The sequence below is a fragment of the Corynebacterium sp. TUM25015 genome (assembly GCF_056393505.1).
Genome location: NZ_CM150783.1, coordinates 1,186,308 through 1,201,526, shown reverse-complemented (window position 1 = coordinate 1,201,526; position 15,219 = coordinate 1,186,308). Strand labels below are relative to the sequence as shown.

12 protein-coding genes are annotated in these 15,219 nt (G+C 59.5%); 5 read left to right on the top strand and 7 right to left on the bottom strand.

What is annotated here, in order from left to right; genetic code table 11:
• Positions 1–203: 203 nt before the first annotated feature.
• The 4 genes from murI to clpS are packed head-to-tail and all read right to left on the bottom strand — an operon-like array spanning position 204 to position 3,084.
• Positions 204–1,046 (bottom strand): glutamate racemase, encoded by an 843-nt coding sequence (murI, locus tag AC06DS_RS05380; RefSeq protein ID WP_477101184.1) that lies wholly within the window; start codon positions 1,044–1,046, stop codon positions 204–206.
• A gap of 17 nt (positions 1,047–1,063) precedes the next feature.
• Positions 1,064–2,182 (bottom strand): P1 family peptidase, encoded by a 1,119-nt coding sequence (locus tag AC06DS_RS05375; protein WP_477100122.1) that lies wholly within the window; start codon positions 2,180–2,182, stop codon positions 1,064–1,066.
• Positions 2,179–2,751: a DUF2017 domain-containing protein gene (locus AC06DS_RS05370; RefSeq protein WP_476728430.1), complete on the bottom strand. Its 573-nt coding sequence runs from the start codon at positions 2,749–2,751 to the stop codon at positions 2,179–2,181. The genes AC06DS_RS05375 and AC06DS_RS05370 overlap by 4 nt, the downstream gene beginning before the upstream one ends.
• A 27-nt stretch (positions 2,752–2,778) precedes the next feature.
• Positions 2,779–3,084: an ATP-dependent Clp protease adapter ClpS gene (gene clpS / locus AC06DS_RS05365; protein ID WP_011273166.1), complete on the bottom strand. Its 306-nt coding sequence runs from the start codon at positions 3,082–3,084 to the stop codon at positions 2,779–2,781.
• 63 nt (positions 3,085–3,147) lie between these two features.
• On the opposite strand from clpS, the gene AC06DS_RS05360 reads away from it, so the two are divergent.
• Complete coding sequence (locus AC06DS_RS05360) at positions 3,148–4,491, top strand: nicotinate phosphoribosyltransferase (protein WP_293791861.1); 1,344 nt, start codon at positions 3,148–3,150, stop codon at positions 4,489–4,491.
• A gap of 46 nt (positions 4,492–4,537) precedes the next feature.
• Positions 4,538–6,601 (top strand): ATP-dependent DNA helicase, encoded by a 2,064-nt coding sequence (locus AC06DS_RS05355; RefSeq protein ID WP_477100121.1) that lies wholly within the window; start codon positions 4,538–4,540, stop codon positions 6,599–6,601.
• 34 nt (positions 6,602–6,635) lie between these two features.
• On the opposite strand, the gene AC06DS_RS05350 is transcribed toward AC06DS_RS05355, so the two are convergent.
• Complete coding sequence (locus AC06DS_RS05350; RefSeq protein ID WP_477100120.1) at positions 6,636–7,919, bottom strand: hypothetical protein; 1,284 nt, start codon at positions 7,917–7,919, stop codon at positions 6,636–6,638.
• A 321-nt stretch (positions 7,920–8,240) separates the two neighbouring features.
• Here AC06DS_RS05350 and AC06DS_RS05345 point away from each other — a divergent pair, with 321 nt between their 5' ends.
• From AC06DS_RS05345 to AC06DS_RS05335, 3 genes are all read left to right on the top strand, one after another.
• Complete coding sequence (locus tag AC06DS_RS05345) at positions 8,241–10,112, top strand: dynamin family protein (RefSeq protein WP_477100119.1); 1,872 nt, start codon at positions 8,241–8,243, stop codon at positions 10,110–10,112.
• A gap of 13 nt (positions 10,113–10,125) precedes the next feature.
• Entirely contained in the window at positions 10,126–11,598 is a 1,473-nt protein-coding gene (locus AC06DS_RS05340) for a GTPase (RefSeq protein WP_293791867.1), read from the top strand.
• Positions 11,599–11,669: 71 nt separating this feature from the next.
• Positions 11,670–13,751, top strand: a complete 2,082-nt coding sequence (locus AC06DS_RS05335) for an Hsp70 family protein (RefSeq protein WP_293791868.1) — start codon at positions 11,670–11,672, stop codon at positions 13,749–13,751.
• Positions 13,752–13,865: 114 nt separating this feature from the next.
• Here AC06DS_RS05335 and AC06DS_RS05330 read toward each other — a convergent pair whose 3' ends face one another.
• Positions 13,866–14,438, bottom strand: a complete 573-nt coding sequence (locus AC06DS_RS05330; RefSeq protein ID WP_293791869.1) for an RNA polymerase sigma factor — start codon at positions 14,436–14,438, stop codon at positions 13,866–13,868.
• A 12-nt stretch (positions 14,439–14,450) separates the two neighbouring features.
• Entirely contained in the window at positions 14,451–15,002 is a 552-nt protein-coding gene (locus AC06DS_RS05325) for a hypothetical protein (RefSeq protein ID WP_476728423.1), read from the bottom strand.
• Positions 15,003–15,219: the final 217 nt, after the last annotated feature.

Here is a 15,219-nt window from a genome sequence, read left to right as displayed (position 1 = left end):
TTAAATTCACTTTCAAAAAGCACAAAACAGCCTAAGAACTTGCAGATAGTGTATGAGACTTTCCAACCCGCAACAACTAATAGATAGCCAAGAAAACCCCCAACCCCCCACAGGTTCTCCCTAGATAGGGTAGCGAACAAAGATGAGCGCATTCAGGGAAACGCATCAACAAGATAGGAAAATCTTAGTTCTGAAATAGAGCGCTAACGCACCATCTCCGGAATCTGCGACACAGAACTGATCGCCGGCCCCAAGAACCGGCCAGCCAACTTCGCGAACCTCTGCGGATCACCCGTCGACTCAAAGGAAAGATCCACCGAACGGCCCGGGTCTTCGTCTGCAAGCAGGTTCTGCTCCGCTAGCGTCCTATATACCGTCTTAGCCGTCTCTTCCGCACTATTAATCAGGGTGACGTCATCCCCCATCACCAGCTGCACCACCCCAGCAAGCAGCGGATAGTGCGTGCATCCCAGCACCAATGTATCCACCTCCACCGCCTTGAGCGGCGCTAGGTAGTTTTCCGCCAGCCCCATCAGTTGCCGCCCGCTGGTCATTCCTCGCTCCACGAAAGGCACAAATTGTGGGCAGGCCTGCGCATACGCCTCCACACCCGGAATCGCGGCAAAGAGATCCTGGTAAGACCGACTGCTCACGGTCGCCTGGGTGCCAATAACACCAATCTTTCCATTGCGAGTCGCCGCTGCTGCGCGCCGCACCGCGGGCAAAATCACTTCAATGACGGGAATGGAATATCTCTCCCGCGCGTCTCTAATAAACGCCGACGAAGCAGAATTACACGCCACCACAATCATCTTGCAGCCTCGCTCCGCCAATCTATCCGCAATCCTGATCGATAATTCTCTCACCTGCGCCAGCGGCTTGTCACCGTAGGGCGAGTTCGCCGTGTCACCGATGTACACCAGGTTCTCATGTGGCAAAAGATCCACGATCGCCCGTGCGACCGTCAAGCCACCGACTCCCGAATCAAACACACCGATCGGCGCATTGTTCGCCGGTTCTGCTCCGCGTTCCGAAGCTCCTACCATGAACTCAGCCACGTTCCTTATCCACCTCGAACCACATCACGCCAGCTCTGCACCCCGAAGGCTGTCTCTGCCGCCAGCACCGCATGCACAATCGCCCGTTCCACAGTGTTCGCCACTGTGGCCGACAACATACTCATAGCGATATCGTCTACGGCCGTCCTCTCCCCAGTCGCCATCGCAAACAGCGTATCGCCATCCATCGGCATATGGGCAGGTCGAATCGCCCGCGCAATCCCATCATGCCCTGCCAGCGCCAATCTCTTCGCCTGTGCCTTCGATACTGGCGCGTCCGTCGCCACCACCCCGATTGTCGTATTGAGCCTCGGCGCCAGCATCTCTTCCGTTAGCTTCGTGCCGAGCATGTTCCGGTTCTTTAGTCTTTCGACGCCCTCAGCGCCCACCGCCCCACCATCAACGAGGCCGTCCACGAGTCCGTAGCGCGCGAATTCTCCATCCAACTCTGCAGAAACACCCCACGGGATACCGGAGACCGGATCAAAAACTGCCCCCTGTGGGTTCACCACAATGCCAACTGCCACAGTCACCCCGGCTAAAGGAGTATCTGCAGGGAATACCGCACTGGCCTGCCCAAAACCGCCTTTAAGCGCACCTGCGGATGCGCCCAACCCCGCCCCGACATTGCCATTTTCCGCTATGTCGCGTGTGTCCACTGCCTCCACAACATCAAGTGCCGCCGCCGTCGCTACAACCCCCGTAGCCGCATCCGGCCGAGAATCCCAGCGCCCCAGAAGCAGATCAAAAATCACCGCGCCCGGCACAATCGGCACCAATTTGCCCGGGTGCTCGGACCCCAGCACAGGGAAGCCAATTCCTCTGCGCTCCAATTCGGCCATCGCCCCCGTGAGGGCGTCAAGCCCAAAGGCAGAGCCACCACAAAGACCAATAGCGTGCACGGCCTGCACCGTATTGTGGGGCTCCAAAAGATCTGTCTCCCGCGTGCCCGGCCCACCGCCCCGCACATCAACGCTGGCGGTGGCGGACTTCGGCGCAACAATCATGGTGACGCCCGAATCGCCGGCACCGTCCTCGCACACGGCGTGCCCCACTCCAATGCCTGCTACATCAGCTAAGGAATTTGTGGGCCCGGGCGTGCAGCCAAAGAGTTCCACACTCATTGTTCGCCCATCATCGCCGAAAGCAGATTGTCTTGGTGGTACCCCAGCCAATCCAGGTAGTTCTGCGCAGCCATTGCCTGGTCGGAGTTTTCGCCCTCGCCTATCAGGTCCTTCTTGAACTCCTCAAACTGCGCCGAGTGGTACAGGCGAATATCGTTAATCGCACTCAGCCACGGTTGAACCTCATCCTGCGTCAACGAGACATTTACGGAACCATTGGGTCCCAGGTAGTCCACCACAAAGCGCAGGTTCGTCAGCTTCGACTTGATGATTTCCGTCTCGTTCAGCTGGCGGGTCAGGGCTGCATCCCCTTCGACCTCTTCATCCCCCTCACGGAAGAAGCTCGGCAGCAACCGCGCCAACCCCGGATCTCGTGGCGCATCAGCATGTCCGCTGGCCATGCCCGTTAACTCTGCCAGCTCGTCCTTCGGCGCCGTCCGAGCGCGCTCCATCAGCTTGTCGGAAACCGCCACTGCCGAATCACCTAGCATCTCGCGTTCGAGTGGCTCTAGCTGCGTATGAAAACGAGTCCCGCGCAGCAAGCTATTCTTTTTCGTCCACGGCTGCATGTTCGCTCCTTCCTTCCTTATTGACGCCTACCCGTCCGCCCGCTGCATCGTCGCCCACAGCCCGGCGGTCTGCAGTTTCTTTACGTCCCCCTCAACCTTGTCCCGTTCACCGGAGCTCACCACGGCTTTCCCCTCGGTGTGCACCTGCATCATCAGCTCGGTGGCACGCTTGCGCGAATAGCCCAGCACCGTTTGGAAGACATAGGTCACATAGCTCATCAGGTTCACCGGATCGTCCCAACAAATACACATCCACGGCAGGTTGGGCTCCGTTAGTGTCTCAGGCAATTTGTCCGCTACGGGCGTAGCGGCGGGAGCAGCTGGAGAAGTCATAGTTCCCAGAGTACCCACATTGGCTGTCTTCGCTGCCGGGTCCGTGGACAAGCGTGGACTAGCATGGAGCGGGTGAACGATAACACCACAGAAACCACGGGGTCCCGCACCCGCTCCTCCGCGCTACTGACGGACAAGTACGAATTGACCATGCTCGAGGCGGCCATCCTCGATGGCACGGTGAACCGCAGCTGTACCTTCGAGGTCTTCACCCGACGCCTACCCAACGAGCGTCGCTATGGAGTGATCGCAGGTACCGCTCGCGTTCTCAGCGCGGTACGCGACTTCGTGTTCACCGACCAACAGTTGGATCGAATTGACTTCCTACGGGACGAAACCCTGGAGTATCTGCGTAATTTCCGGTTTTCCGGCCACATTGATGGCTACCGGGAAGGCGAACTGTACTTCCCACACTCCCCTGTACTGACGGTGCGCGGAACGTTCGGCGAATGCGTGATCCTGGAAACGGTAATCCTATCCATCCTGAATATGGACTCCGCTGTCGCAAGTGCCGCTGCCCGCATGGTCACCGCCGCGGGCGAGCGTCCGATTATCGACATGGGCGCCCGTCGTACCCACGAATACGCAGCGGTCACCTCCGCGCGTGCTGCTTACCTGGCTGGCTTTGTGGCGACCTCAAACATGGAGGCTGCGCAGCGTTATGGCATCCCTGCCTCCGGCACTGCGGCGCACGCGTGGACCCTGCTGCACACTCGCCCTGACGGAACGCCAGACGAACTTTCCGCCTTTAAAGCGCAGGTCGCTGCACTCGGCACCGACACCACCCTGCTGATAGATACCTATGACATCACCCAAGGCGTGGACAACGCCATCGCCGCAGCCGGCACCGAGCTCGGCGCCGTGCGCATCGATTCCGGTGATCTCGGTGTGCTTACCCGGCGCGTGCGCCGCCAGCTAGATTCGCTTGGAGCAACTAACACCAAGATCGTTGTGTCCTCCGACATGGATGAGTTCTCCATCGCCGCGCTGCGCAGCGAGCCTGTGGATTCCTTTGGCGTCGGCACCTCGGTGGTTACGGGATCCGGTGCACCGACCGCTGGATTGGTCTACAAGCTTGTGGAGGTCGACGGAGTGCCCGTCGCCAAGCGCTCTCGCGGCAAGGCCAGCCTGGGCGGGGCGAAGGACGCTGCACGTTTTAGCCGCCCGTCCGGCACCGCTGTGGAGGAAGTCACCTTCCCCATGGGTAGCGATCTGCCCCAAGCCGATGGACTTAACAGCACCCAATTAACCATCCCGATGGTTCGCGATGGCGAGCTGGTGGAAGGGCTGCACACCTTGGAAGAGTCCCGCGCCCACTGCGCCCAGCAGCTCGTGTCTCTGCCGTGGGAAGGCCTTGCTCTCACCCGTGACGAGCCCGCCCTGCAGGTACGCCACATCAAGGCCTAATAAGGTCAAGGAAAGCCCAAAAGAGCCACCTTAGAACTAGAAATTTATGACCTCCAACGTCCTCGACCTGCTGAGCCTCGCCGTCGCCGACCTCGGCGGGGCTCCGCGCCCCGGACAGCAGAAAATGGCCACCGCCGTAGCCGATGCGATAGACAAGCAACACCACCTTGCGGTGCAGGCCGGCACCGGTACCGGTAAGTCCCTGGCCTATCTGATCCCCAGCATCGCCGCGGCCATAGATTCCGCGTACCCCGTTATCGTCTCCACCGCGACGATCGCTCTGCAGCGCCAGCTCGTGGAACGTGACCTGCCACGCCTGGCTAAGGCTCTCGAACCGGAGCTTCCCCGCCCCTTGGAGTTCGCTATTCAAAAAGGGCGTGGCAACTACTTGTGCCTCAACAAGGTTTCCAATGCACAGACCGATAGCGGCGTGGAGGAAGCCGAAGAATCCCTGCTGGATCGCTCGCAGCTCTCCGCCACCGGTGCGCAAGTCGCCCGCCTGCACGAATGGGCAGGAGAAACTGAAGATGGCGACCGCGATAACCTTCCCCAAGGCGTGAGCGACCGTGCCTGGCGCCAGGTCAGTGTCTCCTCCCGCGAATGCCTCGGTGCTACTCGCTGTCCCTTTGGAGAACAGTGCTTTGCTGAGCGCGCCCGGAATCACGCCGCAGACGCCGACATCGTCGTCACCAACCACGCCTTGCTGGCGATTGACGCTCTTGTGGACGCTCCCGTGTTGCCTGAGCACGACACCGTCATCGTGGACGAAGCCCACGAACTAGAAGACCGTATTACCTCCGTCGCCACAGCGGAACTCTCCCCCACCTCCATCGCCGTGCTGGCGAAGCGCGCTGCGAAGTTGACAGTGTCCGGTGCCGATGCCGCAGGGGATGCCCTGGCCGAAGCAGGTGACAGGTGGACTGAGGCGCTAAAGACGGAGACGGCGGCGTCCAAAAGCAACGACCGTTTCGGCACTGGCATCGAGGGGCGCTGGACGGGGGTGCCGGAGAACCTACAGGTGCCGCTCGCAGCCCTGCGAGATGCGGCATGGAAAACGAACCGACAGGTCAGCGGCATTCCCGCATCCGAGTTCGCGAATGATTCGCAAAAAGCCTCCGAACGGCTGGCGGTGATTGTGGCGACCGAGGAACTCAACGATACGTGCGTGCGGATCCTCAATGCCTCTCGCGTCGGCGAGGGTGCCGCTGATTCTCAGGGCGAGGACAGCGCGACCGCTGAGGATCTCCTCGGCGAGGACGTGGTCTGGTACACCGCTGACGCCGGCACGCATGGTCCCAAGCATGTGGTGCGTGTCGCCCCGCTGAGCGTAGCCGACCTACTGCGGCAGCGACTTTTTGGCCGCAACACGGTGATCCTCACTTCGGCCACGCTGGCTCTGGGAGGAAAGTTCACCTCCATGCTGGCCCGCTGGGGGCTGCCCAAAAACACCGCCACGCTAGATGCCGGCACGCCCTTTGATGCCCGCACCCACGGCATTCTCTACGTCGCCCGGCATCTGCCACCACCGGGGCGCGACGGCGCCAGCGATGCCTCCGTAGACGAAGCCGCCCAGCTCATCAATGCTGCGGGCGGACGCACCCTGGGGCTTTTCAGCTCCAGGCGCGCTGCCGAAGACATGGCCGACCAGCTGCGCACGGTGGTACCCTACGACATCCTGCTGCAAGGTGAGGATTCGATGTCCACGTTGGTGGAGAAATTCCGCAAGAACCAGTCAGCGTGCCTCTTCGGCACTCTAGGGCTGTGGCAGGGTGTGGATGTACCGGGCAAGTCGCTTTCCCTTGTACTCATCGACCGCATCCCCTTCCCCCGACCCGACGATCCACTTCAGCAGGCTCGGCAAGAAGCTGCCGACCAACGCGGTGGCAGCGGCTTTATGGAGGTTGCAGCGAACCACGCAGCTCTACTTATGGCTCAAGGCGCTGGCCGACTGCTGCGTTCGGTCGACGATCGCGGTGTGGTAGCAGTGCTGGATCAGCGCCTGGAGACAAAACGCTACGGCAGCTACATACGCCGTTCCATGCCAGATTTTTGGTACACAACAAAAGGCGACACAGTGCGGGGTGCACTGCGCCGCCTTGTTGCGGACTAACTGGCTGGCGCCAGCTATTTCCTCAGGCTAGGTCTTAGGCCAGGTCTGCGCTGTCGTCGCCAGCTGGTGCCGGCTGGTCTGCGCCGCCGCCGAGCAGGTCATCGATGGTCGGGGCAACGTCCTCGGTGTATACGTCCTCGGAGGACTCGTATACGCCATCGTTGTCGTAGTCGTGAACCTTGGAGTCGCCGATGCCGTCGAAGTCGTTGTCCAGCAGAGCCTCGTCGGTCAAGCCGTCGTTGTCGATGTCCTCGTGCGCCTGGTCGACCCGACCGTCGGCATTGGTGTCTAGGTAGACAGTGTCACCCTGGTCGTCGCCGTCGGTGTCCAGCTCAACAGTGTCGATCTTGCCGTCGTTGTCGCTGTCGTAGGTAATGCCGTCAGAGAGGCCGTCGCCATCCAGGTCTACGTACTCCCCGCCGTCCGGAGCGGTTTCGCCTGCGCCGGTGGACTGCAGGTTGGAGCTACCAGCTGCACCTGCAGCGTCTGCCGGTGCGTCGCCCTCGGAGGCCTCCTTCGGTGCTTCTTCCTTAGGGGCATCTTCCTTCGGTGCCTCTTCCTTCGGCGCCTCTTCCTTCGGTGCCTCTTCCTTCGGAGCAGCAGCTGCATCCGGTGCTGCCGCCGCTTCCGGAGCTGCACCCTGCGCTTGCGTCTGACCAGCCGGCGCGCCGGCGCCACCCGTGGAGTTCCAGATGTCGTCGCCTACGGCCTTCTGTGCTGCGGTCGGAGCACCCTCACCGTAGGAGCCGTCGATGATGCCATTCTCGTCAGAGTCATACTCAGAGTAGTCGGAGATCCCGTCGCCGTCGGTATCGTAACCAACGCTGTCAACCTTGCCGTCGCTGTCGTAGTCGTAAGCAGTGACGTCGTATTCTCCGTCGGCGTTGGTGTCAAACTTCACGTTGTCGGTCGCACCGTCGCTGTCGTAGTCGGTTGCCTTGGTGTCCATCATGCCGTCGTTGGTGGTGTCCGATTCCACGTGGTCGACCACGCCGTCACCGTCAATGTCCTGGTAGACCGTGTCGACGATACCGTCCTGGTCGTAGTCCATCTCCGCGCGGTCGGTCACCTTGTCGCCGTCCTTGTCGTAGACCGTGCCATCCGGGCGACCGTCGCCGTTGATGTCTACCTGGTAGGTGTCCTTCTCGCCGTCACCGTTGGTGTCCTGTGCACCGACGATGTTGCCCTCAACCATGTTGCCGTTAGCGTCCAGTACGTCCCAGCGGCCCAGGGAGTGCTCCGCGCTGCCAGCGTTGCCGGGGGTGGTCATGCCGTTGTTGTTGCCGGTGTTGCCGTTGTTCAGGTTCTCGTTGGACATTGTGTGTGTTTCCTTTCAGTATCTGTAGCCGGGTGCGTGGCTTGCAGTGTTGCTCTTAGTATCCTTCAGGCTCTTTCTCGCTGCCTGTCGGTTATTGAATGGCCAACCCCCAGCAGATGTTCCTTGGGGGTATTTGTTCTGGACGCCCCCTCACCCCAAATCCACTGTTATCCCTGCTATTAGGACATTTCCGCCAATTGAATCCGAAACGTAATTTCGGGGGTAATAACAAACAACCCGAACCTTGCAGATTCCCGAAGCCATAGTTTGTCGGCATACTAGAATGGCATTTGCACACCAAGCAGAAAGGCGATTATTACCGTGACCCCCACCTTGAACGCGTCGGGCCGCTCACCTCAGGCCAGCGTCGAACGCGGGGCCACCATCGCCAGAAAATACAAGATGCACGATGTTGCGGATCGTGTACAAAGACTCGTCAATGCGAAGTACCGCACCTCAGCCATAGTTATCATCGGCGAGGTCAAGCGTGGCAAATCCTCCCTCGTCAATGCCCTGGTTGGCAGGCGTGATTTACTTCCGGTGGACGTCATTACCACGACCAGCGCCCCGATTCGCATTCACACGGAACCCGACCAAGGTGACGACCAACCAGTGCTGGCACGTCTTGTACGCGGCACGAAACATGATCCGATTGACCCATCTGAACTGAAGAATTGGGTGACCCAGGAGGCAGTTGATGCCATCAACCAAGCTCCGAAGGACAGTAAGGAAGTAGCCTCTCTTCCGAGTGCCGCTGAGCTGCTGGTTCCCTACTCTGGTCTGGGCAAAGTGACAATCATTGATACCCCTGGCGTAGGCGGACTCGATGAGCATGCGGTGGCAGCCTCCCTCACTGAAGCCCGCAACGCCGGCGTGTTGCTTATGGTTTGCGATGCGTCCACTCCGATCACCGCACCAGAAATGGATATCTTGCGCCGTGCACGCGAGCAGGTCGGAAGCGTCATCGTTGCAGTCACCAAGACGGACAAGAATGTGCGCCGCTGGCGTTCCATCGTCGCCGATGACCAACGCCTTATCGCCGAGCACTTGGGGCTGGACATCCCAGTCATTGGTGTGTCTTCGTTGCGGGCATTGGACGCGGCGGAATTGGCGTCACCAGAAAAAAGAAGAGAGATCGAACGCCGGTGCGGCATTGCTGAGCTGCGTCAACAGATCATCAATCATGTGAACTCGCCGGGCAACCTCGGCACCGTGACCGCGCTGGAGATCACCAAGTCCACGATGCAGACGATCACGACTGACATCCAGCGCGACATCAAGCTATACGACAAAACAAGCGACGCCGTCGGGGAGCTCGAGGTGGAAAAGCGCAGACTGGAAGCTTTCCGCGATTCCACCAGCGAGTGGGAGCAGCTTTTCATGCGCGATATTCAGCTGAGTCGCAACAAGGTTTCCGCTGGAATGGACGCGGCACTGACGGATGTGAAGACGCGTTGGACAAACCGCATTAACTCCGAAGGAATGCGCGTTTTGCGCAGTAAACCGCAGGTATTTACCAGCCAAATTGAGATCGAGCTGCGGCAAATCATGGAGCGAACCGTGATGTCGATGGTCGGCGAGGTTCTGGCGCGCGCCAACCAATTGTTCCAAGGCCGCCAGGACATGGTGGACCAGGTGCAGCAGCAAATCTTCGCCGCGATGGCTCCGCCGCAGTCGCTGAGCCATGATGTGGAAAAGAAGACCACGGGGTTGGTGGATCCCTCAATGCTGACCATGGGTCTGGTGGGTGCGGGTGCACTGACGGTGGTTATCCCCTTCGCACCAGTTGCCGCGGCTGCCTGGATCGGCGTGAACATGGGCTATCGCGCGATGCGCAACGGTAAGCAGTATCTGCTGTCTTGGTTGCGCGAGACCATCGCAACGACTCGCACGTCCATCAACCGCATGATCGACATCACCATTACCACGGGCAGGACGGAGATCTTGCTGCGTCATCGTTCCGCCATCCGACACGAGCAGCGCAACCTGCAGGGCAAGATCGAATCCGCCCAAAAGATCGCCCGCGAGTCCGAAGCCCAGCGCAAACAGACAATCTCCCGGTTAAAAAAGAACCTGGATATCGTCAATCAGACCATTAGCGAGCTGGACGAGCATCTGGAAACTCTGAAGGCGCGGTCGGGCTCCCGAATTGCTCAACAAGGCGTACCGGTATCAGCACCAGCCAGAATGTAAGGAGGGGACGTAGATGACCCAGGAGAATCAGATTCGGTCGGCCTCTGCGCACCTGAGCCAGCGTGTGTCCGACCTGACCCTGCTGCTAACGCAGGCGGTGGATGCCTTAGCCGGTGGTTCACCGGATCTCGCCGCCCGCGCCAATGAGCTGCGCCTCATGGTTACGCGCCCGCCGCGAGTAGCCATTGTTGGTCGTTTGAAGTCCGGCAAGTCCACACTGGTTAATGCACTTACCGAGAATCTCATTGCCGCCACCGGTGCCCTGGAATGCACCATGGCTGTCAGCATGTATCACAGCGGCGCGCCCGCCCGCGCCGAGATTCACACTGTCGACGGGCAGGTTCTCCGCGTACCGCTCAACAACGGTCCGTTGAACGCCCTTGGGGTACCGCTTAACCAAGTCGACTATATTGACCAGTTCCTGCCCAACCGACGGCTAGAAGAACTCACCCTGATCGATACGCCTGGTACTGCCACCCTGACGGTAGAAAACGAAGAACGCACGCGACGCGTTCTCGTCGACGGGCAGCAGGATACGCGCCGCGCAAGTGGTTGGGCCGACTGCCTTGTCTTTTTGTCGGACTCCGCGCCGCGCGAAGACGAAAAGCAGTTCCTTTCCCAGTTGGGTATGACGCCCCTTAATACAGTGGGCATCCTTTCCCGTGCGGATTCTTTCGGCTCCGGTGCTTTCGGCCCTATCGATCCGCTGCAGCACGCGCGCCAGCACGCCGACAGTATTCAAAAGAAGCTGGTGAGCACGGTGCAGCGCACCATTCCGCTCTCGGGTCTGATGGCCGAATCGGCACTGACGGGCAAGGTCACTGGCGAAGTGGCTCGACAGTTAAGCATGTTGGCGCATTTGGATCGAGAAGGGCTGCTTGACCTTTTAGAGGCCGAAGATCCGTCCCAGATCGTGCCGAATTTCACGGCAACTACCCGCGACAATCTCCTGGACGTCATGGGTGAATACGGTGTGTTTGCCGGACGCAGCATCGCCGCCGAGGGCGGAGCGCCTGCACTTGTGAACTGGATGGTAGAAACTTCCGGCGTGTCGGAGCTCGTGCACCTCCTCACCGGCGACATCACCTACTTCGCTGTACTTCAGCGCGCAGCAAGAATGCTGGATGTGTTGGACGACCTGGCCTCCAACCACCCAGACCTCCAGCACGTGCGGTGGGTGCAGTCGGTGACCCTGGCTCAGCCGGGAATGCACTTCGTCATGCTGTACCGCAGCTACCGCAATACGTATGCAACCACCCCTGATTCGCGCCTTCTTCCGCTGCTTCGAGCCGCAGTGACAGCCGGCCACCCCGCCGAAACCGTGAGATTGCCTCGCGAAACGCCGATCGAGCAAGTCCGTGATGCAATTGAAAATCAAATCGCGGAACTCCAGCAAATGTCCATGTCTCCGCTGTCTGCGGCGGAGGACGAGGCGCGCGAACGTCTGCTGGGTTCTTTCCAATCGGCATTGCAAGCAACACATTAAGCGCCAGACAAGGCGCTACAGTGTAAGCTACTTATGCCTTAAAAACATGTAATTCAGGAGCTGTACTTTTCATGACCAACGCATGGCACCTGGCAATCGACTTCGGAACCTCGAATACGGCTGCCGCGCACCAAAGCCCGATGGGTCGAGACATCACTGCCCTCGCGTTGACGCACCGCTCCAACATTATGCCTTCTGCGGTGTTTCTCGATTCCTCGACAGGCGCCCATGCCGCCAACGATGGTGAACCGAAACTGCTTAATGGTGACTCCGCCCTGGCTCGTGGCCGTCGCGATCCCTCGCGCCTGCTCCTCAGCCCGAAGCGCTACATCGACCACGACGAGGTACAGCTCGCAGCTCGCGATCTCCCACTGACGAAGGTTGTGGGCTCCGTGCTGGGTGCCGTACTCCGCTCCGGCAAGGCTCAGCATGCCAACCAGGATCCCGCGACAGTCACCCTTACTCACCCGGAGGCCTGGTCTGCGCACTCCGTAGATCAGCTGAAGCGAAGTGCCGTCGCCGCAGGTATTCCGGAACAGAACCTGCGCGTGCTTTCCGAGCCGCGCGCTGCTGCTATCCACTACGCCTCGCAACAGTCCGTCTCGCCAGGCTCGCACGTCGCAGTGTTTGACTTCGGTGGCGGCACCCTGGACATTGCAGTGCTGCAGGCGAAGCAGGACGGCAACTTCGAGGTCGTGGCGGCCAAGGGCGATAACAGCCTCGGCGGCCGCACAATCGACAACCTGATGTACCGCTGGGTTCTGGATCAGCTGGAACACGATGACCCGGATCTGGCTGACTACGTGCGCTCCTCCCCGATCACCACGGTGCATGCACTGGAATCCAGTATTCGCGAGGCCAAGGAGATCCTGTCAGATACCTCCTCCGCAACGATCAGCGTCTCTACTCCCCACGGGGAAACCGACTTGCTGATCACCCGCGACGAGTTCAACGGCATCATTGAGCAATCCATTATGCGTTGCGTCGAGTTGACCCGTGCTGCTCTGACCCAAGCGGGCGTCGATTCCACGAAGACCCCAATTTACATGACCGGCGGATCGTCGCGTATTCCATTTGTTCAGGATCGGCTGGGTGAAGTCGGCACGGTCATGACGCTCGACGACCCGAAGACCGTGGTGAGCCGAGGCGCACTGGCTGCGACGCTGCGTGGGTTTACCGGCGGCGCTCCGGTTCAAGGCATGCGCCCGAGTGGTTCCGCTGGACATACCAGCGCTGCCAATGCAGGTGCCGGTGCCGGTGCTGCGGCAGCTGCTGCACGCCCCGGCCAGCCTGATCCGGCAACTTCTCCCGGCATGTCCCGCCCATATCAGAACCCGACTCAGAGTCCGAATAGCGGTTCTCACCAAGGCACGTCCAACGCGACGCAATCGTTCAGCCGTCCGCCGCAGACCGCGGCTTTCGCTCCAAGTTCGGTCAATTCCTACGGCCCTAGCAACTTCGCCGGTTCTCATACTTCCGCTAGCGCAGTGAAATCGAAGAAGTCCAACACTCCGGTGGTGGTCACGGCGTGCCTGGCAATCCTCGCAGTGGTCGTGGCCGTAGGATTCGTCGTTTTCAGCAGTGGTGGCAATGATGGAAACGGAAGTGGTGACGACGGAGGAAATCCGCCCTTTACTGAGGCTAGCCCTTACACCCCAACGAGTACGCCGTACGAGTCGGACTCTTACAAGCCACTGAGTTCCCTCCTGCCCGATGTTAAAGACTATATGCCGACAGGCTTCTACAACCGCCTAACTAGCTGCGATACCAAGGCTAAAAAGCCCTTCTCCCTCAGTGATGCGTTCGAATCCATGGATACGGAGATGTATTCTTGCCTCCCCGAGAGTAGTTCTGTCAAGGATCACTCTTCCGAGTCGATGTACACCGGCTTTAAGTACATTCAAACTGGTGACGATGGTCAGAAGGTCTACGACCACGCCCAGAGCTCAACATTAAAGGGCAAGACTCTGCAGCAAGCAGGCAATGGCTGGCCTGAAATCATCTATTATTCCGGTGGCAAATACTCGATTCCCGATGCCCTCGCCTGGTACCCGGAGAAAAAGGCAGCCATCGTGATCCATGGGCAGCTCGATCAAACCGAGGATCAAACCAAGGAAATGCTGAAGTTCTTCAACCTCATGCCACAGGGCTAGCCGTTTCCACGAACTAGAGCCCCACAACGCCGAGCACGTGTTCAGCGTTGTGGGGCTATTACTTTCTTGAGGGGAACGTAAAGGGGACTTGGTGAGTCGAGGAGGCCGCCCTACCTATGCGCTAGTGACGCCAGCCTCCACCAATGCCGCCTTTAGCTTCGCACGGGCACGGTTAATGCGTGATTTGACCGTTTGAATCGGAATCCCCTGGTGGGCAGCAATGTCCTGGTAGCTCATGCCGGTGTATTCCCGCAGCACGATGACTTCACGGAAATCATCCGGCAACTGAGCTAGCGCCTCTCGAACAACCATTGCAGAGGTCACCTGAGACCCCACCTCCGGGGTCAGAGCGACCTCATCCGCACCTGCGTCTTCCTCCGGCACATCCCGGCGCGAGCGGACGATCTGCAGCGCTGCATTAGAGGCAATGCGGTACGCCCACGTGGAGAACCGCGCGCGTCCATCAAACTTCTCAATGTTCTTCCACGCTGAAGTCAAAGCGTTTTGCAGGGCATCTTCTGCGTCAGCGCGATTGCCCGTAATGGACAAGCAAACAGAAAACATCCTCCCCCAAGCCTGGCGCGCCAGGCGCGCAAAAGCCTGCTGGTCACCCTCATGGGCTTTGGCCAGCAGGTCGCGCTCCTCGTCGCGGGTGAGTTCTTGCCTTACGGTGTTGCTAGTCGACAATTCCGCCACCCCTTACATTCCGCTGAGGTCGGTCAGATCGTCGGGGTGATCGTCCCCATAATGATCGCTGTATGCATCATCAAGGTCACCATCCAGGCCGTCGCCCAGATCGTTGAGACCCTCCAGATCGTCCGTGGCAGCCGGATCATCCGGGGCCTCCTGACTTTCCGTGCCAGCGGTCAGATCGTCTGGAAGTTCATCGCCAGTATCGGGGTTACTATCCGAAGCCTCACTGGGGAGATCGTCCACCGAGGTGGCGTCATCCAGAGTCGAAGAAGAACCGTCGAGATCCGTAAGGTCAACTTCGTCAGAAGCATCCTCCGCGGGGAAGGAATCCAAATCGGGGATGAGATCCCCCTCTGGCATCTCGGTATTCGGGTCGACAGCCACGTCAAACATTTGGTTAAACATGTCGTCGAGCTCCTGTTCCGAAAAACCGGATCCCGAGCCTAGCTGAGCGTCGTTGCCGAAAAGCTCCTCCAGGGAGGGCAGAATTGGGGTGTCTGCCTCGGCGCCAGCGGATGGGCCAACCATGTGTCCTCCGTTATCGATCGAGTCGCTCATCGTTCACCTCCTTTCCACCAACAACAGCGAAACAACAAGACTGCACTGAAGCTGGTCATGCAGGTAGCAGAAAACCGCTTCAGGACAGCTATGTAATGCATGCGGCAGGCAGAAGGTTCCCGCGAGCAATAAAAGAACTGCTTTAAAAGATTATGCACCATGTTGCACATAGTTCAACAGGAAAACCTTGATGACCAGCTGGTTGGTTTAACACCAC

Coding starts and splice junctions, on each gene's coding strand:
- murI (WP_477101184.1), bottom strand. CDS start 1,046: ATGGTAGGAGCTTCGGAACGCGGAGCAGAACCGGCGAACAATGCGCCG.
- AC06DS_RS05375 (WP_477100122.1), bottom strand. CDS start 2,182: ATGAGTGTGGAACTCTTTGGCTGCACGCCCGGGCCCACAAATTCCTTA.
- AC06DS_RS05370 (WP_476728430.1), bottom strand. CDS start 2,751: ATGCAGCCGTGGACGAAAAAGAATAGCTTGCTGCGCGGGACTCGTTTT.
- clpS (WP_011273166.1), bottom strand. CDS start 3,084: ATGACTTCTCCAGCTGCTCCCGCCGCTACGCCCGTAGCGGACAAATTG.
- AC06DS_RS05360 (WP_293791861.1), top strand. CDS start 3,148: ATGGAGCGGGTGAACGATAACACCACAGAAACCACGGGGTCCCGCACC.
- AC06DS_RS05355 (WP_477100121.1), top strand. CDS start 4,538: ATGACCTCCAACGTCCTCGACCTGCTGAGCCTCGCCGTCGCCGACCTC.
- AC06DS_RS05350 (WP_477100120.1), bottom strand. CDS start 7,919: ATGTCCAACGAGAACCTGAACAACGGCAACACCGGCAACAACAACGGC.
- AC06DS_RS05340 (WP_293791867.1), top strand. CDS start 10,126: ATGACCCAGGAGAATCAGATTCGGTCGGCCTCTGCGCACCTGAGCCAG.
- AC06DS_RS05335 (WP_293791868.1), top strand. CDS start 11,670: ATGACCAACGCATGGCACCTGGCAATCGACTTCGGAACCTCGAATACG.
- AC06DS_RS05325 (WP_476728423.1), bottom strand. CDS start 15,002: ATGAGCGACTCGATCGATAACGGAGGACACATGGTTGGCCCATCCGCT.